Consider the following 24,211-nt stretch of genomic DNA (forward strand, 5'->3'; position numbering starts at 1 on the left):
AGATTGATGAATTACATTGAATGTGTTGACTAACTAAACAATGTAAGCCTTTGTTAACTGCTTATAATTATCCCAGTCCTATTTAACTGGCCTCCTATATTTCATCCACCAGCTTGCAAAATCACGCAAGTCCAACCAACCTTATTTATGCAACAATTTTTGCAAGTATCGCAAGACAACCATTATGGCATCGTCTAATGATAACAACCCATCCGAGGATCCTTGGAAGCAAGGAACACAATTTCCGAGCAAACTTGGCCGTATCTTTAAAAATCGCTCAGACGCAATGAAACGCTTTTCGCCCTACGCTGATTTGACAGGTGCTGCAACAATGCTATTGCTTGTCATCGCTGTCATTAGCCTTTGGCAAGCCGTCTACACCGTTCCCAGTGATTCTGTTGCCGTCATTCAGCGCTTCGGCAAGTTCCATATAGAAGTACAACCCGGATTACATTTCAAGTTTCCTCTCGGCATCGATATTGCCACCATTGTTCCGGTCAAGCGGCAGTTAAAACAAGAATTTGGCTTCACAACGCCAGGAATTAGTGACCCTTACCAAAGTGCTGGCGACCAAGATGTTGAACTTGAAACGCAAATGGTAACCGGTGATTTAAATGCAGCGCTGGTCGAATGGGTTGTTCAATATCGTATTGCCGAACCCGTTAAGTTCTTGTTCAAGGTGCGTGAACCCAGTGCAACCCTCCGCGATGTTTCAGAATCTGTAATGCGGGAAGTCGTTGGTGATCGTACCGTTGATGAGGTTATTACGATTGGCCGGCAAGAAATTGAATCTCAAGTACTGATTAAAATGCAGACACTTGTCACCAAGTATGCAATGGGGATCAATATTGACCAGGTACAGCTCAAGAATATTAATCCCCCTAAACCCGTTCAGGCCTCGTTTAATGAAGTTAATCAGGCCAAGCAAGAAAAAGAGAAGCTGATTAACGATGCACGCAGAGATTACAACAAAGTGATCCCATTGGCGGAAGGAGAGAAGGATCAGCGTATTCGTGAAGCCGACGGTTATCGGCTTAAAAGAATTAATGAAGCAGAAGGTGATGCGGCCAGGTTCAATGCCTTACTGGCAGAATACAGCAAAGCGCCAGAAGTCACCCGCCAGCGAATATATATCGAAACCATGCAAGCTGTTTTGCCAGCCATACGCTCAAAAATCATCATTGATGAAAAAACACACCGCGTTCTGCCATTTCTAGATCTTAAAGCAGAGTCGAAAATAAAAGGCAAGCTGCCATGAGAAAAGCAAAACCCTTCATTATTTTCGGTATCGTGGCCCTCTTTGCCCTTACTGCGAAAGGGACGCTTTATACCGTGAGTGAAGTCGAGCAAGTCATTATTACCCAGTTTGGCAAACCGGTGGGAGAGCCCGTAACAGAAGCTGGGCTAAAGTTAAAAATTCCTTTTATACAAGACGTTAACACTATTGAGAAACGCATATTGGAATGGGACGGTGCCCCCTCAAATATGCCGACGAAAGATAAGCTGTATATTTCAGTAGACTTGTTTGCACGTTGGCGGATAACGGATCCCTTACAGTATTTTCTCCGCTTACGCGACGAACACAGTGCTCAATCCCGATTAGACGATATTCTTGGCAGCGAAACCCGTAACGCTATTGCGAAACATAAATTGATTGAAATTATCCGCACAACGAAAGATCGGCACCCCTTACGAGATGAGCGCCTGATGGAGACCCGACGCGACTTAAAGATGGGGAATTTAGTGCCAATTCAAAAAGGACGAAAACAGGTTGAAAGAGAAATATTTTCAGCCGCAATAGAAAAAATCCGGGTATTTGGCATCGAACTATTGGATATCCGCTTTAAACGTATCAACTACAACGCCAGTGTAAGGCCAAAAATCTATGACCGTATGATCAGTGAGCGACGCCAAATTGCAGAACGCTTTCTGTCCGAAGGCAAAGGTGAGGCCGCCAGGATCCGGGGAAATCGAGTCCGTGATTTAAATAAGATCCAATCCGAAGCCTATCGTAGGGTTGAAGAAATCCGGGGCAAGGCCGATGCCAAAGCAGCTAAAATATATGCACAGGCATATAACCAAAGCCCACAAGCAGTGAGCTTGTATGAGTTTACTCGTACAATGCAATCGTACCGAACAATCTTGTCGAAAGATTCCACGCTTGTATTGTCCACTGAAAGTGATTTATTCAAGTTTCTAAAGGCAATAAACCCGAAACAAGAGACAAACCAGATGCAGGAAAAACAATGAGCCAATATCTACCTGCCCCTACCCCTTCGCGGCAGGAGGTGTTGAAACCGTCCGCTCACTGCCTTTTGAATGGTCACGGGCAACCAGCATGTAGATCGAGGGGATGACGAAGAGAGTAAAAAGGGTTCCGATCGCCATGCCCCCTACCAATACCAGGCCGATAGAATTACGGGCTGCAGCCCCAGCACCAGTTACCAAGATTAAAGGGAAATGACCAGCGATAGTAGCAGCGCTAGTCATCAGGATCGGTCGAAGCCTGGTCAATGCGGCTTCATGCACCGCATCGATTTTGGAGAGGCCCTGCTCCTGGAGCTTATTGGCAAACTCGACAATCAAAATACCGTTTTTTGACACCAGACCAACCAGGGTGACCAACCCGACCTGGGAATAAATGTTCATCGTGGTGGTCCAGCCCTGGGTCCAGAACGGGATGTTCGGATCAGGCATTTTCAGGAAAGTGAAAGTCAACGCACCGAACATCGCCAGCGGCACCGAGCCAGCGAGAATAACGAAGGGATCGCGGAAACTATTGAACTGAGCCGCAAGAACCAGAAAGATCAGGGTGATAGCCAAGACAAACGCCGGAAGAAATCGATCTCCCTCTGTTCTTAGCTGCCGTGACTCCCCCGTGTAGTCCAGTGCATATCCGTCGGGGAGAATTTTTGCCGCCTCAGCTTCAAGATAGCTCAGCGCCTCATTCAACGGACGTACCGACACTCCGCTGATCTTGACGGAATTGAGCTGCTGGAAACGATTAAGGGATCTGGGCACAGTAGCATTTTCGATGGTCGCGATGGTGGATAGCGACACCAGCCCACCATCGGGTCCGGTAATGTAAATATCCTGCAACTGGGAGGGGTTGAGACGATTAATCCGCTGGATTTGGGGGATCACCTTATAGCTGCGCCCTGCGATGTCAAAGCGGTTAACGAAATCCCCCCCTACCATCACTCCCAAATCGGTCCCGACCTGCTCGAGGCTTAGGCCGAGATCGGCCACCCTGTCGCGGTCAATAATAAATTCGGACTGCGGCTGGTCAATTTTCACATCTATCAGTGGCGGGAAGGCAAACATACCACTTTGCATCGCCTTGAACTGGATTTGCTGGGCAAACTCAAGGATCTGCTCAGTCTCGGCCGTTGAAGCAATAACGAACTCTACCGGGAACTGCCCGCCTCCAGGCAGCGCAGGTGGCGTCACCGGAAACATCTGGATACCGGGGATCGCCTGGAGTTTCTGCTGAATTTCAGGGAGGATCTCAAACACATTGCGATCCCGGTCGTCCCAGGGACGAGCCACCATTCCACCAAAACCAGAAGCTGGCAGAGTGATTTGAAAGGTAAAGTCGGTCTCAGGCACACTATGAAAGGCCTGGTTGGCCGCCGCGGCATAACGGCTGGTCTGATCGAGGGTTGCATTGGCCGAGGCATCGATAATGCCGAAGATAACACCCTGGTCTTCACTCGGAGCTAGCTCCACCGGAGACATCCTAAACATAGGTATAGTGACCAGGCTGATACTGAGCCATACGATATAGACGGCTGGACCGGTATTGAGTGTGACATCGAGCAGACGCCCATAATAGAAGCGGAGACGTTTAAAGCCACCCGCGATCTTACCGGCTAGCCCGTGCTCCTCAAGCCCCGGTTTGAGCAGCTTGGCCGACATCATCGGAGAAAGTGTCAGCGCTACAATACCGGAAATGGTTACTGCACCAGCCAAGGTAAAAGCAAATTCGCGAAAGAGCGCTCCGGTTAGCCCCCCCTGCAACCCAATGGGGGCGTACACAGCGGCCAAAGTGACAGTCATCGCGATGATCGGCCCGACCAACTCTCGCGCACCGAAAATAGCAGCGTCAAAGGGGCTCTTCCCTTCACTGAGGTGACGCTCGACATTTTCGACCACCACGATGGCATCATCGACCACCAAGCCTACCGAGAGGACAACCGCTAGCAGGGTAAGCAAATTAACGGTGAAACCGAACGCCTGCATGAGAAATACCGCACCGATCAACGACAAGGGGATCGCTACCACCGGAACCAGCACCGAGCGGAAAGAGCCAAGAAAGAGAAAGATGATCACCACAACAATGAGCAGGGTATCTCCCAGAGTTTCGAGAACTTCATGGATAGCACTGTCAATATATGCCGTGGCATCGTAGGCTATCCGGGTCTCCATGCCGCTGGGTAGCGCCTTCCGGATATCATCCATCTCTACCCGCACCCGCTTGATAACATCCAGAGAATTGGCGTTGGGCAAGGGCCAGATCCCCATGAAAACAGCCGTCTGTCCTGAAAAGCGCACTTCAGTATCGTAGTCCTCAGCACCCAGCACCACCTCTGCGATATCCTCGATACGCACAATAGCATCGTCCTGCTGGCGAATAACGAGGCGCTTGAACTCTTCCACCGACTTCAGATTAGTATTAGCCGTGAGGTTCACCTGAATTAACGCCCCCTTAGTCTGCCCGAGGGCAGAAAGGAAGTTGTTGGCGGCCAGAGCCTGGTGTACCTGGGCCGGACTAATATTATGGGCAGCCATAAGCTCGGGTTTCAGCCAGATGCGCATGGCGAAAGTACGAGCGCCAAGAATATCGGCTCTCTGTACCCCTTCGATGGCGCTGAGCCGCGGTTGCACCACCCGCACTAGATAATCAGTGATCTCATTCTGTAGAAGAATGTCGGAACTAAAACTCAGATAAGCCGAAGCAAATTCGCTGTCCGCCGACTCGATATTCAGGGTCGGCACTTCAGCTTCCGGTGGAAGATAGTTGCGAACCTGATCCACTTTCGAGCTGATCTCTGCCAGTGCCTTAGTCGCATCATAGTTTAGCTTGAGGCGAACCCTGATAGTCGAAAGACTATAAGCGCTTTGCGACTCGATGTAGTCGATACCGTCGGCAGCAGCGATGACCCGCTCCAGCGGAGTGGTGATAAAACCACGAACCAGGTGGGCACTTGCGCCGATATAAACGGTACTGACGGTGATCGTGGCATTCTCGCTGCGGGGATACTGTCGGACATTAAGCGAACGTACGGCTTGTAGTCCGGCAATGATAATCACAAAGCTGATCACCAGAGCTAGAACGGGACGGCGTATAAAAAGATCAGTAAATTTCATATTGAAGCCGTACCCATGATTATAGGGATGAGACATTCAAGGTTGACCTCTCTCCTACTCCCGGAGAATGCCTCTCCCATCAGTTATTCTCTGGCTTAGGATCGAGCTTGAATTCAGGTAACAGGGTATTATCTACCACGACCGCCTGACCATTACGCAACTTAAATACCCCGCTGCTCACCACAATCTCATCTTCCTGCAGGCCAGACAGGACGGCAACGAAATCACCACGCTTCTCACCGAGACGTACAAACTGCTGACGCAGGATCTGACTGGGCGCATCCATCGCTTCATTCTTGTTATTCTCGATCACAAAGGCCGAATCACTATAGGGAGCATACAAAACAGCAGTCGCTGGAATGGTGAGTACCTCCTTCCTGGCGGATAAGATGACAGCGACATTGACAAACATCCCAGGTATCAGCAGTTCATCTTGATTTGGCACGGTCGCCTGAATCCGGATGTTACGGGATGCAGCGTCAACCTCAGGATTGATAGCCGTAATGGTTCCTTCGATCACCGTATCCGGGCGCGCATCGGTCGTCACCCGCACCGAAGTGCCGATGGTGATCTGTGATATTTGTCGCTGAGGAAGGAGAAAGTTGACAAAAATCGGCCCCAGAGCCTGGAGGGAGACAATCCCATCACCCTCGCTCAGGATCTGCCCTAGGTCGGCTTGGCGAATGCCGAGGCGGCCGGAGAACGGGGCGCGAATAGTTTTCTTAGCAATGACGGTACGTATATTGTCGGTTTCAGCGACCGCCTGGCGAAGATTGGCCCGGGCTGCATCCAATTCAGACTTAGAGACGGCTTTTTGCCTATAGAGATCAAAAATACGATTGTATTTAAGTTTGGCCAGATCGACATTGGCCTCAGACCCCGCAAGCTGGGCCTGCTCCGAAGCAATGTTCTGACGTACTAGCAAGTCCCCTTTTTTGACCCTTGTTCCTGAGTCGAAAGTAATCTGCACCACTTTACCCGGAAGCTCTGCTGCCACAGTCACCCCATGAACAGCTTCCAGTGAACCAACTGCTGTCAGCAACGATTCCCAGTACTCGGAACGCACTTCGGCAGTAGTCACCGTCTCAGGAGGCTCGACAAATTCAGAACCCGTATCGATCATCCGGCGGATCTGAAGCGCCTTTATACCAGCAATGACTCCAATTACCATAATCAGCCCAACAATGGTCAGGATTACTCTCTTCGCCATTGGCTTGTTTTTCCAAGTGGAATATTTCTGCCCAAGTTTTGAGTATAAGCTGAATCTATGACTTTTGACCGAACCATCAAATAGGCGCTTGAATACTCAAAGGTACTTTCAGGTAAGGAAAGCTGATCTGATATCTAGTTGGTTATTGATATAGCAAATGTGTTAACTTTAACTCAACAAACAGGATAATAATAAAAGCATGGATGAAACAAATATACCTACCTAGTCGAATCGTAGTTTGTGGAGCGCTATACCTTCTTATAAGCTCGATTGGCATATATTGGACTCATATGAGCCAGGCGCTGAACGCTCAAGAACATTACCTGCTGCTGAGTGATATCGGTAATGCGCAGGCAAAAGCATTTGAACGCCAACTTTCACAATCATTATCTGCTACACAAATTTTAGCCCTGGAAGTCCAACAACAAGGTGGACTGATTGACGATTTTGAACACTACTCTAAAGAGGTTATGAGGTCGGTAGGCGGGATTTCCAAGCTCCAACTGGCACCGGGTGGGATAATCCAAAAGATACATCCCCTTAAGGGCAATGAGAAAGCTATCGGGCACGACATCCTTAAGGACGATAAACGTAATAAAGAGGCTCACCTTGCTATCAAGGAGCACAAACTAACATTGGCCGGCCCTTTCACGCTGATTCAAGGCGGTGTGGCGGTTATTGGGCGCAATCCGGTATTTTTCAAAGAAGGTAACGAGCAGACGTTCTGGGGGTTTACCTCTGCGTTGATATATTTAGACGATTTGTTAGCGTCAACGGAACTGGATCTATTGCAATCCAAAGGCTATCGCTATCAATTATCTCGTCGCTCCCCTGATACGGGCCAGACAGAAGTAATAACCTCCTCTGAAGAGCCTGTCGTTTATCCCTATCATTCCAGCACTGTCAATGTCCCGAATGCCACCTGGACAATAACCATAAGCCGGCCAATGGACGGCAGCTTATGGCAGTCAGCACTTGGCTACTTAGCTAGCATTACTATCGCTCTGTTCGTATCTTGGGCTATGTGGTTTGTACTTCGACAGCCCGAAAAACTCCAGAAGATCGTTAAACAAAAAACACATGAATTGGAAAAGTTTGCACTTTACGATTACCTAACAGGACTAGCAAACAGACGGCTTTTGAATGAGCGCTTAGGGGGGATCATTCGCCAAACAAAACACGGTGACAAGTCGGCGACTCTACTCTATTTTGACCTAGATGATTTTAAGCGCATCAACGACTCGATGGGACACGAAGCTGGTGATCGCCTGCTACAACAAATTTCGCATCGCTTGAATTCCATTGTCGGCAAAAATGATGTCATCGCCCGCCTTGGAGGGGATGAGTTTGCTGTCCTATTGCTTGATGCCAATTCAATCCGAGATGCCAGTCGCATTGCTGAAAAGCTGATCGACGTTATTTCAGAGCCAATTATCCAAAACAATAAGGAATTAGCCATTTCTGCATCCGTGGGGATCACCATGATCCCTTCAGACGGACACGACTTGACCACTTTACTGAGAAACGCGGATATTGCAATGTATGCAGCAAAGAAAGACGGCAAGAAGTGTTACCGTTTTTTCAACAAGACGCTTCAGAAAAAAGCATTAGAAAAGTTGGCCATTGAAGAAGGTTTAGACACTGCAATCACTGAAAAACAGTTTGTTTTACACTACCAACCAGTAATCAATTTCGATAGCAACCAATTATGTGGCTACGAAGCCTTGATTAGGTGGAACCACCCTGAAAAAGGGCTTGTATATCCCGACAAGTTCATTGGCATTGCGGAAGAGTCCGGAAAAATTCAAGATATTGGCTATTGGGCTATTCGAGAGGTGTGTGAGGTCATTAAAATGCGCCTCTTACATTCTGGTGAATGCTATCGGGTAGCAGTTAACTTATCTCCAAGGCAGTTCACTGATCCGGATTTATTGGATAATATGCGCCAAATCATCCGGAGCGTAGAAATTGATGCGCGTTTTCTTGAAATCGAGATAACTGAGTCGACATTGATGGAAAATGTCGGGTATGCAATACACATCTTAAACCAACTAAAAGAGTTAGGGATTACAATCGCAATTGATGATTTTGGTACGGGTTACTCTTCCTTAGCCATGCTGAAACGCTTACCCGTTGACAAACTGAAGATTGATCGTAGCTTTGTTAAGGAGTTGGATTCTGATAATTCTGATCAGAAAATTGTTCAAGCACTTATTTCCATGGCCCACACACTACAAATTAACGTAGTTGCAGAAGGTATTGAGACCCAGGAGCAACTCAATTTACTTCGACAGTATGGCTGTGATTTCGGCCAAGGCTATCTATTTAGCAAGCCTGTACCTATTGATGAATTAAACCGCGAAGTTACGATGTAACAGCAGGCGCTACCAAAGCAAACACTGCTCTGGTCGCTATACCTTATCGAATAAAGCTAGTCTTAGTTAATTTGGTTATAATGCAGGATTCAGAGTGAGACCAGCGTGCTCAGTTCAAGGAAAATAACGGTAGGAATGGCAATCCCTTTCAACGTTATTTGACACAGAAATGGGTTCGCTGGCTCACTCCCAAAGGGCGAGTTTACTTGGGTATAAGTATCCCAGATACTCTTCCTTCATGTTAGAATGCACATCTATGCTCTTCTGTTAACGCTTCCAGCCTTAACAGTATGTTTATTAATCATATACCTGAGATACCAAATGCCATTCTCCAACCTTGGATTAAGCGATCCGATTTTAAAAGCTGTAACCGAACTAGGCTACAATACCCCTACGCCTATTCAAGAGAAGGCAATTCCAGCCATACTGACAGGTAAGAACCTTATCGCTGCCGCGCAGACAGGCACAGGTAAAACAGCGAGCTTTGTGTTACCAATATTAGAAATGCTGCGTGAAGGTCAAACTCAACGTAAAAAGCGTATTCGCGCCCTTATCCTTGCGCCTACTCGCGAGCTGGCAGTGCAGGTTGAGGACAATATTGCACAATACGGCAAGCATCTAAATCTGACTTCACTGGCGATGTATGGTGGTGTTGACGCCAAGCAGCAGAAGCAACGACTGATTGAAGGTGTCGATATTCTGGTTGCGACCCCAGGTCGACTACTAGATATGTATAGCCAACGCGCCGTGCATTTTGAAGAGTTAGAAATCTTAGTCTTGGATGAAGCCGATAGAATGCTCGACATGGGCTTTATCGAAGACATCAATAAAATTATTGAGCGCTTGCCAGAACAAAGACAAAACCTGCTGTTCTCTGCCACACTATCAAAGCAGGTGCGCATCTTAGCCAAAACGGCCATCGATAACCCGGTTGAAATTTCAGTCTCTCCCGACACCACAACCACCCCACAGATTGACCAATGGCTGATCACCGTCGATAAAGACAAGAAGTCAGCATTGCTGAGCCATTTAATTCAAGAGAATCAGTGGGATCAGGCCCTAATTTTCATCGAAACTAAACATGGTGCAGCAAAGCTGGTCAGCCAACTTGAAAAACGCGGTATTAAAGCCGAAGCCTTTCACAGCGGTAGAAGCCAAGAAGTACGCGCACAGCTATTGGCTGACTTTAAAGCAGGCAAACTTAACCTACTAGTGGCCACGGGTGTTGCGGCACGTGGTATCGATATTGAAGATTTGACACGAGTCATCAACTACGATTTACCTTATCCACCAGAGGATTATGTTCACCGTATTGGTCGTACCGGCCGTGCTGGCGCATCTGGCGAAGCGATTTCGTTCGTGTCTAAAGATAATTTTAAAAATCTTTGCATGATCGAAAGCCGTCTAGGGCATCTAATTACCCGAAAAGAGATTGAAGGGTTTGCACCAAGAAAAGAAGTACCAATTTCTATTTTGAATTACGTGCCAAAGAACAAACGCAACGGTGAGCGTCAAAATTCAAAAAACAAACCAGCGCCTAAAGGTAAAGTCTGATATCAACCTAGATCAGTCGATGATCTAGGGACGATCAAAAAGCGAGTGCGGCAAGTGTACACTCGCTTTTTCTATACCCAAACAACGTTAAGATGGGTTAACACTTCACTTATTTTTTTCTTTCCACGCCTCACGGTCGATATCTAGATCAGGAAAGTCATTGGGATTAAACACAGGGTGCTCAGCCCCGTCTTTAAGTTGCTGCTTGTAATCTTTCAAAATACGGATCAGCGTAGGGAAAAGCATTAAAAGCGCTAACAAGTTAACAATAGCAAGTATGCCCATCATCGGATCCGAGAAGAAAAATACCGAAGTTGCTCCCGGAGCAACAGCGCCCAAAAAAACGATCCCTATCACTATAAAGCGAAGAATATGCACAGAGATTTTATTCTGTGACATAAACGTTAGTGCGTTTTCACCCAAGTAGTAGTTATAGATAATAGAACTAATAGAGAAGAGTAAAATCGCGATTGTTAGAAAATACTGAGACCACGTCCCCACGTGTGAAACCAGAGATTGCTGAGTCAAAACGACACCATCAATGTCTTCTGCGCCGGGGACATAAACATCACCAAGTAAAATAACAAATGCCGTACAGCTACAGATCAGGATTGTATCGATAAATACAGATAAAGACTGTGTGATACCCTGGCTGACTGGATGAGTAACCTCTGCCGTTGCGGCAACATTAGGGGCAGAACCTAGGCCAGCTTCATTAGAGAACAAGCCCCGGCGCAAGCCTTGTGCCATAGCCGCTCCCATACCGCCACCAACCGCTTCCTCCCAGCCAAATGCATTGGCGACAATAGTTCCAATAACCGCAGGGATCTCAGTGATGTTCAGTAAGATGATAATAAGTGCCATCGCGACATAGCCGACAGCCATGATTGGTACAATAACATCCGCAGTTTTGGCGATACGTTTAATACCACCGTAAATAATGAAGCCCGTACCAATAGCTAGCAAAGCGCCAGTCCACATACGGTCAATACCCATGCTGTCTTGGGCTGCCCCAGCAACCGTATTACCTTGAAAAGCATTAAAACCAATCGCAAAGGAAGCAATCAAACAAACAGCATATAGGTAGGCAAGCCACCGATAGTCTTCACCAAGACCATGAATAATTGTGCGAGCCGGGCCACCACGAAATTCATCACCCTCTTTACGTTTATAAAGCTGAGCGAGTGAACATTCCACTAGGCTTGTCGCCATACCAACCAAGGCAATTGCCCACATCCAAAATACAGCACCGGGACCGCCAAGCGTAATTGCAACAGCAACACCGGCAATGTTACCGCCACCGACACGACCACCAACTGATAATAACAACGCTTCACGACCAGAAATCGCCTCTTTGTCAGCGGGTTGGTTTTTGTTTAATAAGACATGGAACATCCGTCCAAAAAATGTAAATTGGACGAAGCCGGTAACAAAAGTAAAGAAAAGACCTAATACAACGAGGAATGGTATCAGTGCCCACCCCCATGTGAGATCACCAATTACGCCAAAGAAACTTTCTAACAATTCCATCTCTACTCCTAATCAGCTTATTCTTTAAGTTTTAGAATGGATAAAGATACTGCTCTGATCATAAACGCTTCGGCTACACAAGACTGAATACGATCCTAGACTGCGTCGCTTACTCGTAGGTATCGACTCATAATGGGCCAATAACTACACGTACTCGCTAACAAGTCCTGAATTGATAATTGAGTGAAGTATAGTCGCTCACAACATCTTTGGTCAGAAATAGGCGTGAGCGAGCGCTGCAAATACAGCACTCGCTTTTTGTTTATTTACAATGTAGCCGATTAATAATACTGAAAAAAAGTGAGCTCGCAGTATCAATTAATACATCAGGAAAGTCATAGTCGGGGTTATGCAGCTCAGGGTGTTCACCACCACTTCCAATACAGAATAATGCCCCAGGCCACTTTATTAGAAACTCAGCGACATCTTCAGACCAACGCATTGGTTCTTCGAGTTCAACCACTAATAAGCCTAATTGCTGCGCTTGCTGGCTGACTATACCGCACTGCCTCGGTGAATTAACAGCAGCATTAAACGACTCTAGCCACTTGACGCTGCTTGTCAGGTCCTCATCCGCAGAGATACACAAAATGGTATCAAGCAAATCCTGCTTCATCGTATTAAGCACTGAACTATTATCACTTCTCAAGGTTGCCAGTATTGTTGCCCTCCCAGGCGAAGTACCAAAGGCCTCTTCACCTAAAGATGCATGGACTACCGTCACTAAGGTGAAAGCAGTCTTGTATTCTTCCGGCATTCGTTGCAGGTGCTGAATAATCTTGAGCATCGCCGTTGTTGGATTGATGCCATTCTCAGGCCTGGCTGCATGTGATGTTTTGCCCTCCAGATCGATAGTGACTCCGGTAGATGCACAAGCAAAAGTATCGGGTTTGATGATAACGGTATGTAGCGGATAGCCAGGAAGATTATGATAGGCAAACACATTATCGACATGCTGAGTTGTTAACCAACTATCGAGTAGCATACTGGCAGCGCCAGTTCCCGTTTCTTCTGCAGGTTGAAACAGTAAAAGTACCTTTCCTGACTTAGGCGGATGTATAGAAAGTTGATGGGCAACGGCCATCAAACTTGCTGTATGTCCATCATGGCCGCAAGCATGCATAACACCGTCATGTTGTGAGCAGTATAAATGACCGCTCCTCTCAGTGATCGGTAGTGCATCAAAATCTGCTCGCAGCAGTGTTGTTTCTCCCTGCTGACCGCTATCAATAGTACAGACAACCCCATGACCTCCCAGACCAACTCTTGGGTTAAAGCCAAAAGCTTGTAACTGTTCGGCGATCAAACTTGCCGTGTTTCTCTCAAATAGTGATAACTCTGGATATTGATGAAGATGATGACGAAACTGGATGGCATCGAATTTAGGTAAACAAGCGAATTCTTTGTTCATAAGCGCTAGATAAGTTTGATATCGAATTAAGAGGTTACAGCTCTTCGATTAATTGAGGTGTGATATCAATCTCAACTTGGTCAAGGTACTACGGGAAAGCGAGGGCCCAACTTTATGTTGAGCCCCAAATGTACCGCTGTCATTCTTAAGTCTGGCAATGAATAAAACAGGTTATCTAGATCAACGCTGAGAGCATTCAATCAGCTTAACCGCATTTCCTAGAACGTGTAGGCAGGTAAGTCGGCCTACCCCTCCAGGTACTGGTGTAATTGCGGCAGCAGATAAGATCCCATCATGATGCTTAATATCCCCCACTAGCCTGCCGTCAACGCGATTAATCCCCACATCAATGATCAGCTGCCCTTCAATAAACTGGCTGTTGTCCAAGATACCGTGAGCACCGGTTGCCACCACAATGACATCATATTTATTCCAATTTACAGCAGCGAGATCTGAACGACTGTTAAAGCTCGCTACCGTACTTTGACGGTTGATCAGCTCTATAGCCAAGGGCTTACCAACGATATTGCTACGCCCTACCACAGCCACTTTCAGCCCAGCAAAGTTAAACTCGCCGCAATGCGCTGAAATAATATCTATCGTGGCTTGTACAGTACAAGGAAGGACTGCGTTCTGGCCTAACACCAGTTGCCCTAAAGACTCAGAACCAAACCCATCTACATCAATAGTCGCTGGCAGATCCGGTGCGATTAGCCCGTTTGGCAAAGGGAGTTGAAACAAGATGGGATGATCGGCTTTTTCTGCAAGCGCATCGAGATCCGTTTGTGTCGTTGTCTCTTCAGCAAGGATGATGTGCTGGCAATCAAGACCAAGCTGATCAAAAAGGCGGATTTTATTGCGCACATAGACTTTACTTGCCGGATCATCACCGACAGTAACAATAGTGAGCTGAACCGGAGCGCTGATAGTCGCTATTTTGTCTTTTAACGCAGCTAGCTTTGATTCATAAATTGTGTTTATAACTGATTTCATTTTTCTTAGCATTTGTGACTTGTCCTTGATTTATAACCCACTGATTTTGCTCACACATTGCGTTAGAGCAATGAAAGTGTTTTTGGCGCTCCATATCAGCTACTTATTAATTACTTAGCATAGTGCATCATCTTGTTACTGGTTAGCCCAAACATTAGGTAGACAAACCTGCATGAAACTGAGTTTTGATGTTATTGTCGGTTTCATACCACGTTTAGATGAAACCATGATCGCACGGTTTAGCAATGGCATTAATACTGAAGTCGGCGAGCAGGGCTGGCGCAAGCCGTCGTACTCCTACACCGTGATGTCCAGAACAGTTCAGGAATAATACAAACTCAGCAATATCTGTCAGGAAGTCCGCCTCCGTCATGGGGATACTAACAACCATTCAGAAAGCGAATGGGTAGATACCCTGTGAATGTCAGAAAAGGTCGTATAGTGCAAATGAGCAGAAGTTATCAAAGAAGAATGAATGAAGTGTGTGATTACATATACACGCACCTTGATGACGAGTTAACCGTTGAAGAATTGAGTAGAGTCGCTAACTTCTCAAAGTATCACTTTCATCGGCAGTTCAGTCACTATATGGGTATTGGCGTATTCAAATTTATTCAACAGCTAAGGCTCAAGCGGGCTGCCTATCAGCTGTTTTTCCACCAAAATACTCGCATTATTGATATTGCGCTCGATGCAAAATTTGAATACCCAGAGTCTTTTTCTCGTGCATTTAAAAAGGAATTCAACCAGTCACCTTCTGAATTTCGAAACCAGCCTAACTGGTTACATTGGAATCAACAGTATCACCATCGAGCAAAAGCATTGGAGAACAACATGAAGGTCGACATTAAAAGCTTCGAAGAAACAAAAATTGCAGTAAAAGAGCACAGGGCGGCGCCTGAATTGGTCAATGAGTCTGCAAGCCAATTTATTGAGTGGCGTAAAACAACAGGGCTCTCCCCTATTACCACCAGCAGAACCTTTGGCATCATTTATGATGATCCGAAAGCCACGGCCCCGGAGGACTTTAGATTTGATATTTGCGGTGAAGTGAAACAAGCGATTGATGTGAATGCATTTGGAATCGTGAACAAAACCATACCAGCCGGTCGCTGCGCGGTGATCAGGCACTGTGGTTCTCACGATGACTTGGATGCAAAGGTTCATTATTTATATGGTCAATGGCTTCCAGAAAGCGGAGAAGAACTACGCGACTTCCCATGCTTCTTCCATTACATGAATTTCTTTCCTGAAGTGGCAGAGCATGAGTTGATCACAGATATCTATTTACCGTTAAAGTAAGTTTACCGTTAAAGTAGTGGTTAAAAAGCGTTAGTTTCTGTAGAAATGAACTCTAAGAAAGGCCGATACTGACTTTCAGCATCGGCCCATGTACATTAAAGGGTATAGCGACTACTGGAGGCCAATCCGTGAGAAAAATTCTATTTTCACTATTTCGCTTTTTTTCTTTAATTGCGCTTTCTTTTTCAGTCCTTACTTGTGCCTTTGCCAAGCAGCCTGCACATGACGGCCTAAACTTGCAATCATTGAATTATGGTGGTTTGCAACGAACCTACTATCTGCACTTACCGCCCAACTATCAGTCAGCCACTAAATTACCCCTTGTTTTGGCCCTCCATGGCGGAGGCAGAGCAGATGGTGATGATCTAGCGGAAAGAACGGGGTACAACAGGCTTGCAGACCAAGAAGGATTTATTGCAGTTTACCCCAATGGTATTGACGCCCAATGGAACGACGGACGGGGTAGAACAGCCCGGAAATCTGAGAAAATAGTCAACATTGATGATGTCGGTTTTCTTTCCTCCCTTATTGATCTTCTTATCCAAGACTACAAAGTCGATCCTCTCCGAGTTTATGTTACAGGCCTTTCAAACGGTGGCATGATGACACTGAGAATGGGGTGTGAAGTAGGGTCGAAGCTTGCGGCTATTGCGCCTGTCATTGCCAATATGCCCGCTAACATCGTTAACACTTGCCGACCCGGTTCACCACTCCCTCTCTTGTTGATGAATGGTACCCAAGATCCTATGGTGCCGTGGCTAGGTGGTCCTGTCCGCTTTTTTTGGAAGAAGATGGGAATTGTCTTATCGACAGAGGAAACCATTCAGTTTTGGATTAGAAATAATCAATGCCAGACTGCTCCAAAGATTACCATGCTACCGGATCGTGATAATCACGATGGCTCCACGGTAAGAGTCGTAACCTACAACTGCCTAAAAAATGGCGCTGATGTCCTTCTGTATACTATCGAAGGAGGCGGACATAACTTTCCAGGTAGCCACACTCCTGATCTACCTCGTGTTTTAGGCAACAAGAATAATGATATTAATGGTCCAGAGGTTATTTGGCAGTTTTTTGTGCAACACTCAAAATAAGCGACATGTTAATAGGCAATAATATCTTTAGAGCAAAATCCAACCAATCAATCTGGATATTTTTTATTCGTTCTGGTTTGACAAAACTAGAGTAAGTTATTAATGATACAGAGATATAACACAAGGCTATCCACATATCAGTGCCCATACATACACACCTGTCGCTGATTCAGGAGCCACGAATAATTCCCATATATCGCTGAGCGCACTCTCAGGTGATACATAAAAAAACCGCCACACAAAGTGACGGCTTGAAGTTTGCCATTACAACATTATTGTGCAATCAATTACTTTAGTTTGAATTGCTTCACGATCGAGACCAACTGCTCATTGCTGCTCGCAAGGTTATGTGTACTATCCATGGTTTGTGCACCATTATTGGTAAGCTGACCAACCATCTCCCGTATTGCCATCATGTTGCGGTTAATTTCTTCAGTAACGGTGCTTTGTTGCTCGGCCGCAGCAGCGATCTGGATACCGAGATCATTGATTTTCACAACCGATGTCGTCATTGAATCCAGGCTCTCGGTAACATTCGATGTTGTATCTGCTGTTTGTAAGCAGCTACTCTTGGTAACATCCATCGCCGAAACAACTGAACTTGCCCCATTGCGTAAGTTTGTCAGCATTTCGTTAATTTCAGAAGTACTCTGCTGGGTTCTTGCAGCTAGTGCCCTTACTTCATCGGCTACGACAGCAAATCCTCGACCGTGCTCACCAGCTCGCGCAGCCTCGATAGCAGCATTCAATGCCAGTAAGTTGGTCTGATCGGCAATCTCACCAATAACACCAAGAACAGAACCAATTTTTTGGGTATCCTCATTCATGGTTTGGATGCTCAACGCCATCGCATCAACTTCATCAATCAAAGCAGCGACACTGGTTACCGCACCATCAACCACACGTTTGGACTGTTCGGCTTCTTCACTGGTACTTTGGGTAAATGCGGCCGACTGAGACGCACTTTGCGAGACACTTTCAGCCGTTGAGCTCATTTCATTGACTGCAGTTACCACTTGTTCCGTTTCTGAAGAGTGTGCAGTTAATACATTATTATTAAGCTCTGTTTGTGTTTTAAGCTGCTTGATCCCCTCGGAAATATGGTCGGTTGACTGAGACACTTCCAGCATCATTGCCTGCAAGTTAGCGATAAAGGTATTAACTGCTTCTGCGATTTGCCCCAAATCATCATTGGTATATACATCAAGACGACGAGTGAGATCGCCATTACCTTGTGAAAGCTCGACGATTGTCGTTTTCAACTCCAGGATTGGACGATAAATACGGTTTAGAACCACCAAAATGATCACAATCGCGAAGATAATCAATAAACCCGCGGTAAATAAAGAAGTGTCCAACGCCTCATCCACTTCAGTGTAAGCTACAGACTTATCGATACCAACGATCAAATGCCAGCGAGCATCTTCACCAAGATCAACTGCCTTAAAGTAAGCGATTTTCTCGACTCCATTTAAGGTGTAGTTAAAGATACCCTTTTCACTCGTCATAACCTCGCGCTCAAGCTCGGCAAGATCTTGAAAATCAGACAGTTTAGTTTTACCAGGTTCATCGACTTCACCCGTTGAGGCAATCGTTGTTCCTTGGCTGTCATACAGGCCTGTCATTGCTCCCGGGAAAGGAGACTGGTTAACGACATCGGCGAGCAGGTCCAACTCGATATCAGCCAGTAAGACACCACGGAACTTATCCTGATAGAAGAAAGGTTCTGCAACACTCACCATCAGCTTGCCTGACGACGCGCCTTTATAGATACCCGTTATAATTGTGCTGCGTTTTTGCTTAGCTGACTTGTACCAACCACGGGTACGCGGATCGTATATATATACGCTACGCATACCACTCTTGGCACCATAAGAACGGCCATCCTCAAACCCCACTATGATATCTGAGGCTTTAGAAGCACTTGCAATTTGCTTCACCATTAAGGTAAGTTGCATATCACTTCTGTCTGTGGCGAAATCAGGTGCTGTAGCAATTACGCCTTCTTTAATGGTCTGAAACCAATCCGTAATTTTATCGGATGAACTATCAATTTTCAGCATTGAATATTCATCAATGTTCCTCAAGATTGAGGTAGACAGTTGCTTATAGGAAAGAAAGGTCGAAATAGCTAGCGAGGCTATTAATAGTAAGACTGCGACCGTTATAATCCGGCCTTTAAAACTCGATAATATCTTCACGTTACATCCACTACTCTTCAAATACGTCTAATAAAAAAACAATTACCCAGAGTTATGATTGCACACGGTTGCATTGATTAACCTTACCTGTGTCACAAAAACATCTACAAAAGTGCTCTATATGCCTAGAAATCTGGGTTCTGCTTCAAATTGGTTCGGTTGTTTGTATGCATGTGATCATAGCGTTATAACTTTCACATCATAGATTGGCTCGCTGCTACTCCTCTACTACTTAGGTGTTTAATATCGGAGTTTCAGCAACAGTATCAATTACTGAAGGTACGCCAGCCTGTTATAAATCAAATTAGCTACTCTGAACGTTATAGATGTCCATATCAACATCAACCTATTGATATAGAATATGATCTTCATGGAAAACTAATAGTCACTCATTGTATTAACTTCATTAATTTATATTCACACCCACAAATTAGAACTAATTCACTATTTTACTATTTCATGCCTTAAAAAAACTTTAGCGAATTTAATTGAATCAACTTCACATGATTAATAAAAACACCAAAAGGCATATAATTGACACCAAATAAACCACATCAAGAAAATCGTCACCTCTAATGTCATTCTTATTGTTCATTCGATTATTGCTCATAACCATTTGAAATCAATAATCTTTAATTACCACCCAAAAATAAAAATTAATTTTATCAACCAGTTACACCAAAACAGAACTTACCACTAATATTTGAGCCACTAATTTGGAGTAGATAATCTAATTTGTTGGCTTTATAACCAAACATATCAAAAGCGACAATTTTTTGACTGGTGTCTGATGTGATTATGAGTATAAAAACGTCAAATTTATTTCCATAAACGACTATTCGCACAATATTTGAATTTTAATAAAACTTCTCTGTGAATTTATTATTCACCATGACTATAATGACTTCGTCGAACATATATTAATAAAATGGATTTCATATCATTACATAGTAAATGAATTACTTTTCTTATTTGGCAACAACTTATTAAAACAAGGGAGCTTGGTTATATTAAACCGAGCGAATACTTGACGTGTATTATAAGGGACATATCAATGAAGTTAATTAAGCACCTATTATGCCTAGTCACTTTAAGCTTTGCACTAACTGCATGTAATAGCGGGAGTTCAAGCTCGAGTGCTAGCGAAGCCTCCCAAGATATTAGTGGAATTAGCACCCCGTCAACAGTCAGTGTCGTTAACTAAAAATAATTATAAAAGGATTTGATATGAATAAGTTATCGTTAGCGGCAGCCATTACCACCGCCCTTTTCTCGGCTTCAAGCACGGCGAACTTTAGTGATGCTGGCACTGATTACTCAAACACAATTACAGACAGTTACGTTGGTGAACAAGCTGCTGAACCACTGAACATGGCTAACATGCTGCTCTGTATTATGAAGGCTACCGGCGCTGAGCATTTTGCTAATGCAGATTACCGGGCATTAGTTGACTCAGCCCAGTGTGAGGGTCAAGAAGGTGATGACAGCTCACAGGCAGCCAATAAAATTTCTTTTGCTGAGGTTGTTGTTAGCTCGACACGTGCAGATAATCAGAGCCCTCAGAATGTGACTGTCTGGTTCCAGGACTCAGAAGAGCAAGATGGTCAGTACATTGTTAACACCAGTGTTTCAGCAGCCCCAGGGCCGAATAGCCCTTTCGGTGAACTGCAATTTACGTTTAAGCATGCCAGTGGCAGCGATAAAGGTGATTTGAATATTACCGTTCAGGATGGTCAAAATATAATCAGCCTGATCAATACCTTCCAGGAAGGCGGAAATACTATTGAACAGGCTGCAATCGTCCAGATCGACGATGCCCAGGGAACTAGTGGCCGAGGTAAAACACAAGGTATTGACTGGAGCCAGAGCCCCCCAGTACCCATTGAGTACAAACTGGCCTACAACGAAAATTACTATTACAAGCAAGCAGGTAGTAACCCTGAAGTCTGTTTGAGCCGAAATAACCCACGTGAAAATGTCCACAGTTATTCACTATTTAACCTGGCAACTGGTGCGTTAGTCGATATAAAAGCCGGTTTCAACTTTGACTACATTTCCTCACTAAATGGTCAGCCCCAACATGGATTCATTGGAGAATGGGGTTTATGGACTGAAGAAGAGCATCAACCTGGTTATGTTCCACCAACGACCATTACTGACGAAGATGGTATTAACTACTCGGTCATCACTGCCCCTGGCAAGCTTGTTCGTCAGACAAAAGGGCAACGCAGCCTGCAAGATGGCGAGTCCTTTGAGTATTGGAATGGCAGCAGTTCAACGACTATCTACTGGGTTGAAAGTGCCGGTCAGTTCCAGGGCGATAATGGCTCAGGTAGCCCTGATGGTATTGACGCCGGAATTACTCAAAATACGTATTTCTGGTCGCCTTTCCTGCGTCAGAATATCAACTACCTGGGCAACGATGGCGGCGTACACAAGGTCGCTTATACTACCAGTGAAACCGTTCGCGCCAATGATGCAATCTTTAACAGCGGGGCAATTAGCCTGACCTGCTACGGCAGCTGCCCGCAGAGCAACATCAGCCTTAATGATGCAATTAACTGGACCTTTACCCAGCCTTATGAAGACCCGTCTTCGGCAGGTATCACCTATAGCCTAGACCCAACTGACATGACGCTGAAATTGTCAGCTCAGCCTGTAAAGCTAAACTTTACTCGTGACGATATCAGCGATGATCAGGATTTTTGGGGAGCATCAAGCGGCGAGTTTGTCCTCAGTTCAGATGCGGGCTCTGTTACTAGCTGGGATGATCTGAATGGACAGAGCCTGGTTACCTATCGCTGGGAAATGGGTGTTGATAGCTGGAGCCAGCTGACAATGCTGCAAAACCAAGCTGACCAGAGCTTCTATGAGTTCGACAAAGCCGTGAACTTTATTTACACCCACCAAACTGCTAATGATAGAAACGGTGAATCCAATAACGATGGCACTCAAGTAATGCTAGAGTACCATGGCCCAGGCAATATGCATGGTATCCCATGGAATCAAACTGATGGTCAGTGGGACGCTCAGTTCAGCATTGCAGATGGTACTGAAGTCTATACGGACAGTAACGGCAGCCGTTATGTTGTAAAAGCGACAGGTATCGATAAACGCTTTATACCAGCAGCTGGCGGCGCAAGTGACTGCACTAATTCTGGATTAAACTTGAGCGATGCTACTCTGCTGACATTACCAACGGCAACTGATATTCCAACTATCAGCACAACCTGGCAGGACAAAGAGAGTTTAAGCCTTGCAGAAGAACCTTGGGTGATCCACGGAGAAGTACAATCAGCAGCTAGTGAGTAATATAACATTACAAACCTGCAATTAACGCAATAGTCATCAGCCAAAATTCGTGTTGGTTACCAAAGTGGATTTCACGCCACTATGAATAACTAGCACGGGTTTTGGCTCCTGTTCAATCGACACTCTCTCCTCACTTCCTGTGCGAATAACTTGGAAGCCGCTTATGACAATCGTCATTCTCAAGACCGATATAAGGTCCTAAGTAAGCATGCAGGATGTAAGGCTACAACAATAATTTGATCCTATGCTTAATCCAGACATGTCATTGCCTTGGATTTTTATAGGAGAAAAACATGCTCCACCACTTGGTTTTGCTACTGATGGCTCCCGTATTTATAGCTCAAGGGCACTATGTTCGCAGAGTAACCCCCAAGCTCGATGAAGCTTCAGGACCACGCAGTGGTAGCATAGGTCAAGGAAGAGCTCTTCGTATATTGCTGATCGGTGATTCAGCGGCTGCAGGCGTCGGTGCAGAGAGCCAGTCCCAGGCCCTATCTGGCCATCTAGTCAGCGCGCTATGCCATCATTTTCAGTTGGAATGGCAGCTTCTGGCCCAATCGGGCTCGACCACTAAAGATACCCGATACAGGCTAACGCAACAGCCGAAACAAACCTATGACATTGTTATTGTCTCACTCGGTGTTAATGATGTTACCAAGCCCCTAAGCTCATTAAGGTGGATACAGCAACAAAAGGCACTCATCGACCAACTACGCCAACATTTTTCCTGCCAGCAAATCATATTGACTAAAATTCCGCCTATGGAAAAATTCCCAGCCTTACCCCATCCCCTACGCTGGTACTTGGGAAGCAAAGCAAAAGTTTTTAACCGCCAGCTAGCCCGTTGGGCTGCCACTCAAAACGACTGTGAACTCATTGATCTTAACCACCGCTTAAGTCCGGACCAAATGGCAACCGACGGTTTCCATCCTGGCCCAGCTATCTACCAATTTTGGGGGCAAGCCATTGCACAAGTAATTAAAGACCGCTGGAACATAGAGACTAGCAATGACGAAAATACAAAAACAGAACAGCTTGAATATTGCTTGAGAAAATATTTCAGCGACTGACGGCAGTTAAAAGCTACTCTAAATTGACGCAATGCACTCCCGACCTTATACCCAAGCTACCTCAAGATGCTTATTTCAGCGAGAATGACTGGGTTTGTAGGCAAGGCGCTGCTTTGAAAACATAGTCGTTCTACGTTAAAAAGCAGCAACACAGCATACAGGCCCAGTCAACTCGCCCTACGGGAGTGATTTAGCAAGCCCATTTCTGTGTCAAATGATGTTGAAATGGGAAGCCATTCCTGCCGTCATTTTCCTTGAACTGGGAATGCTGTTATCACTCTGAATCCTGCATCTTGAGGTAGTTTGGGTATATAGTTAATAAGTAACTTAACGCAAAGGCCATAGGGGGAAAGAAGTATGTCCTCTCACATTTCATTTTCCAAGCTGGAAAAATCTTATACTCCTGATTTTCGTAATAAAATCAGCACTGCAAGAAGTACCAATGATGTTTACGATGCATTCTGCTATACCGTAGCTTCAATGTTCAACGAAATCACAGAAACCAAAAAATTCAGAGAAAGTGATATTGATTTCTACCCAGAAAGAGAGTGTCACTATGAGCTAGGAGTCAACTTGAAGCGTGAGCCTAGTGTTGTTGAGTGCTTGCATACCTCTGACTTAGGTCGAATCTTGGATGATATGGCGCAAACTGCAACTAACCGGCATACTCACCTTATGAAACACCCAGAAAAGACCAATTCAAAAATTATGCGTCATTAATGTAGCTCCGAGTCGCCGCCAGTAATGGCGACGATTCGACAAATTATCAATGACACTGTATGTCAACAA

The 24,211-nt window shown here is 45.4% G+C and carries 16 protein-coding genes; 10 read left to right on the plus strand and 6 right to left on the minus strand.

What is annotated here, in order from left to right; translation table 11 throughout:
• Window positions 1-184 precede the first annotated feature (184 nt).
• Together hflK and hflC are read left to right on the plus strand one after the other, a co-directional pair.
• Window positions 185-1,258 (plus strand): FtsH protease activity modulator HflK, encoded by a 1,074-nt coding sequence (gene hflK / locus AC51G0_RS18995; RefSeq protein WP_496303214.1) that lies wholly within the window; start codon window positions 185-187, stop codon window positions 1,256-1,258.
• Window positions 1,255-2,250 (plus strand): protease modulator HflC, encoded by a 996-nt coding sequence (gene hflC / locus AC51G0_RS19000; RefSeq protein WP_496303215.1) that lies wholly within the window; start codon window positions 1,255-1,257, stop codon window positions 2,248-2,250. The genes hflK and hflC overlap by 4 nt, the downstream gene beginning before the upstream one ends.
• A gap of 18 nt (window positions 2,251-2,268) precedes the next feature.
• Here hflC and AC51G0_RS19005 read toward each other — a convergent pair whose 3' ends face one another.
• Window positions 2,269-5,370, minus strand: a complete 3,102-nt coding sequence (locus tag AC51G0_RS19005) for an efflux RND transporter permease subunit (protein WP_496303216.1) — start codon at window positions 5,368-5,370, stop codon at window positions 2,269-2,271.
• 79 nt (window positions 5,371-5,449) lie between these two features.
• Window positions 5,450-6,580 carry an efflux RND transporter periplasmic adaptor subunit gene (locus AC51G0_RS19010; RefSeq protein WP_496303217.1) on the minus strand — a complete coding sequence of 377 codons (1,131 nt, stop codon included), beginning with the start codon at window positions 6,578-6,580 and terminating at the stop codon, window positions 5,450-5,452.
• A 290-nt stretch (window positions 6,581-6,870) separates the two neighbouring features.
• Between AC51G0_RS19010 and AC51G0_RS19015 the strand changes: the two genes are divergently transcribed.
• Both AC51G0_RS19015 and AC51G0_RS19020 read left to right on the plus strand, forming a co-directional pair.
• Window positions 6,871-8,955, plus strand: coding sequence for a bifunctional diguanylate cyclase/phosphodiesterase (locus AC51G0_RS19015; protein WP_496303218.1), 2,085 nt, complete (start codon window positions 6,871-6,873; stop codon window positions 8,953-8,955).
• A gap of 321 nt (window positions 8,956-9,276) precedes the next feature.
• Window positions 9,277-10,509, plus strand: coding sequence for a DEAD/DEAH box helicase (locus AC51G0_RS19020; protein ID WP_496303219.1), 1,233 nt, complete (start codon window positions 9,277-9,279; stop codon window positions 10,507-10,509).
• A 105-nt stretch (window positions 10,510-10,614) separates the two neighbouring features.
• Here AC51G0_RS19020 and AC51G0_RS19025 read toward each other — a convergent pair whose 3' ends face one another.
• The 3 genes from AC51G0_RS19025 to AC51G0_RS19035 all read right to left on the minus strand — a co-directional run bounded on the left by AC51G0_RS19025 (window position 10,615) and on the right by AC51G0_RS19035 (window position 14,443).
• Window positions 10,615-12,039, minus strand: a complete 1,425-nt coding sequence (locus tag AC51G0_RS19025; RefSeq protein WP_496303220.1) for an alanine/glycine:cation symporter family protein — start codon at window positions 12,037-12,039, stop codon at window positions 10,615-10,617.
• Window positions 12,040-12,301: 262 nt separating this feature from the next.
• Window positions 12,302-13,450, minus strand: a complete 1,149-nt coding sequence (locus AC51G0_RS19030; protein ID WP_496303221.1) for an amidohydrolase — start codon at window positions 13,448-13,450, stop codon at window positions 12,302-12,304.
• Window positions 13,451-13,630: 180 nt separating this feature from the next.
• Complete coding sequence (locus tag AC51G0_RS19035; RefSeq protein ID WP_496303222.1) at window positions 13,631-14,443, minus strand: tetrahydrofolate dehydrogenase/cyclohydrolase catalytic domain-containing protein; 813 nt, start codon at window positions 14,441-14,443, stop codon at window positions 13,631-13,633.
• Between the two features lie 172 nt (window positions 14,444-14,615).
• Between AC51G0_RS19035 and AC51G0_RS19040 the strand changes: the two genes are divergently transcribed.
• The 3 genes from AC51G0_RS19040 (at window position 14,616) to AC51G0_RS19050 (ending at window position 16,839) form a co-directional block, all read left to right on the plus strand.
• A complete protein-coding gene (locus AC51G0_RS19040; RefSeq protein ID WP_496303223.1) occupies window positions 14,616-14,774 on the plus strand; it encodes a hypothetical protein in 159 nt (52 codons plus the stop codon).
• Window positions 14,775-14,890: 116 nt separating this feature from the next.
• Complete coding sequence (locus AC51G0_RS19045) at window positions 14,891-15,745, plus strand: AraC family transcriptional regulator (RefSeq protein WP_496303224.1); 855 nt, start codon at window positions 14,891-14,893, stop codon at window positions 15,743-15,745.
• 128 nt (window positions 15,746-15,873) lie between these two features.
• Entirely contained in the window at window positions 15,874-16,839 is a 966-nt protein-coding gene (locus AC51G0_RS19050; protein WP_496303225.1) for a CE1 family esterase, read from the plus strand.
• A 287-nt stretch (window positions 16,840-17,126) separates the two neighbouring features.
• Here the strand turns inward: AC51G0_RS19050 and AC51G0_RS19055 are convergent, their stop codons facing one another.
• Window positions 17,127-18,902, minus strand: a complete 1,776-nt coding sequence (locus tag AC51G0_RS19055; RefSeq protein ID WP_496303226.1) for a methyl-accepting chemotaxis protein — start codon at window positions 18,900-18,902, stop codon at window positions 17,127-17,129.
• 1,365 nt (window positions 18,903-20,267) lie between these two features.
• On the opposite strand from AC51G0_RS19055, the gene AC51G0_RS19060 reads away from it, so the two are divergent.
• The 3 genes from AC51G0_RS19060 (at window position 20,268) to AC51G0_RS19070 (ending at window position 24,142) form a co-directional block, all read left to right on the plus strand.
• Entirely contained in the window at window positions 20,268-22,352 is a 2,085-nt protein-coding gene (locus tag AC51G0_RS19060) for a hypothetical protein (RefSeq protein ID WP_496303227.1), read from the plus strand.
• A 293-nt stretch (window positions 22,353-22,645) separates the two neighbouring features.
• Complete coding sequence (locus AC51G0_RS19065; RefSeq protein WP_496303228.1) at window positions 22,646-23,422, plus strand: SGNH/GDSL hydrolase family protein; 777 nt, start codon at window positions 22,646-22,648, stop codon at window positions 23,420-23,422.
• A gap of 357 nt (window positions 23,423-23,779) precedes the next feature.
• Entirely contained in the window at window positions 23,780-24,142 is a 363-nt protein-coding gene (locus AC51G0_RS19070; RefSeq protein ID WP_496303229.1) for a hypothetical protein, read from the plus strand.
• The last annotated feature ends 69 nt before the right edge of the window (window positions 24,143-24,211 follow it).

It is taken from the genome of Photobacterium sp. HL06 (genome assembly GCF_059552575.1).

Bases quoted from the DNA above. Each gene is read 5' to 3' on its own strand.
- AC51G0_RS19005 (WP_496303216.1), bottom strand. From the start codon at position 5,370: ATGAAATTTACTGATCTTTTTATACGCCGTCCCGTTCTAGCTCTGGTG.
- AC51G0_RS19030 (WP_496303221.1), bottom strand. From the start codon at position 13,450: ATGAACAAAGAATTCGCTTGTTTACCTAAATTCGATGCCATCCAGTTT.
- AC51G0_RS19070 (WP_496303229.1), top strand. From the start codon at position 23,780: ATGTCCTCTCACATTTCATTTTCCAAGCTGGAAAAATCTTATACTCCT.
- AC51G0_RS19055 (WP_496303226.1), bottom strand. From the start codon at position 18,902: ATGCTGAAAATTGATAGTTCATCCGATAAAATTACGGATTGGTTTCAG.
- AC51G0_RS19045 (WP_496303224.1), top strand. From the start codon at position 14,891: ATGAGCAGAAGTTATCAAAGAAGAATGAATGAAGTGTGTGATTACATA.
- AC51G0_RS19020 (WP_496303219.1), top strand. From the start codon at position 9,277: ATGCCATTCTCCAACCTTGGATTAAGCGATCCGATTTTAAAAGCTGTA.
- AC51G0_RS19040 (WP_496303223.1), top strand. From the start codon at position 14,616: ATGAAACTGAGTTTTGATGTTATTGTCGGTTTCATACCACGTTTAGAT.
- AC51G0_RS19035 (WP_496303222.1), bottom strand. From the start codon at position 14,443: ATGAAATCAGTTATAAACACAATTTATGAATCAAAGCTAGCTGCGTTA.
- hflC (WP_496303215.1), top strand. From the start codon at position 1,255: ATGAGAAAAGCAAAACCCTTCATTATTTTCGGTATCGTGGCCCTCTTT.
- AC51G0_RS19060 (WP_496303227.1), top strand. From the start codon at position 20,268: ATGAATAAGTTATCGTTAGCGGCAGCCATTACCACCGCCCTTTTCTCG.
- hflK (WP_496303214.1), top strand. From the start codon at position 185: ATGGCATCGTCTAATGATAACAACCCATCCGAGGATCCTTGGAAGCAA.
- AC51G0_RS19015 (WP_496303218.1), top strand. From the start codon at position 6,871: ATGAGCCAGGCGCTGAACGCTCAAGAACATTACCTGCTGCTGAGTGAT.
- AC51G0_RS19025 (WP_496303220.1), bottom strand. From the start codon at position 12,039: ATGGAATTGTTAGAAAGTTTCTTTGGCGTAATTGGTGATCTCACATGG.
- AC51G0_RS19010 (WP_496303217.1), bottom strand. From the start codon at position 6,580: ATGGCGAAGAGAGTAATCCTGACCATTGTTGGGCTGATTATGGTAATT.
- AC51G0_RS19065 (WP_496303228.1), top strand. From the start codon at position 22,646: ATGCTCCACCACTTGGTTTTGCTACTGATGGCTCCCGTATTTATAGCT.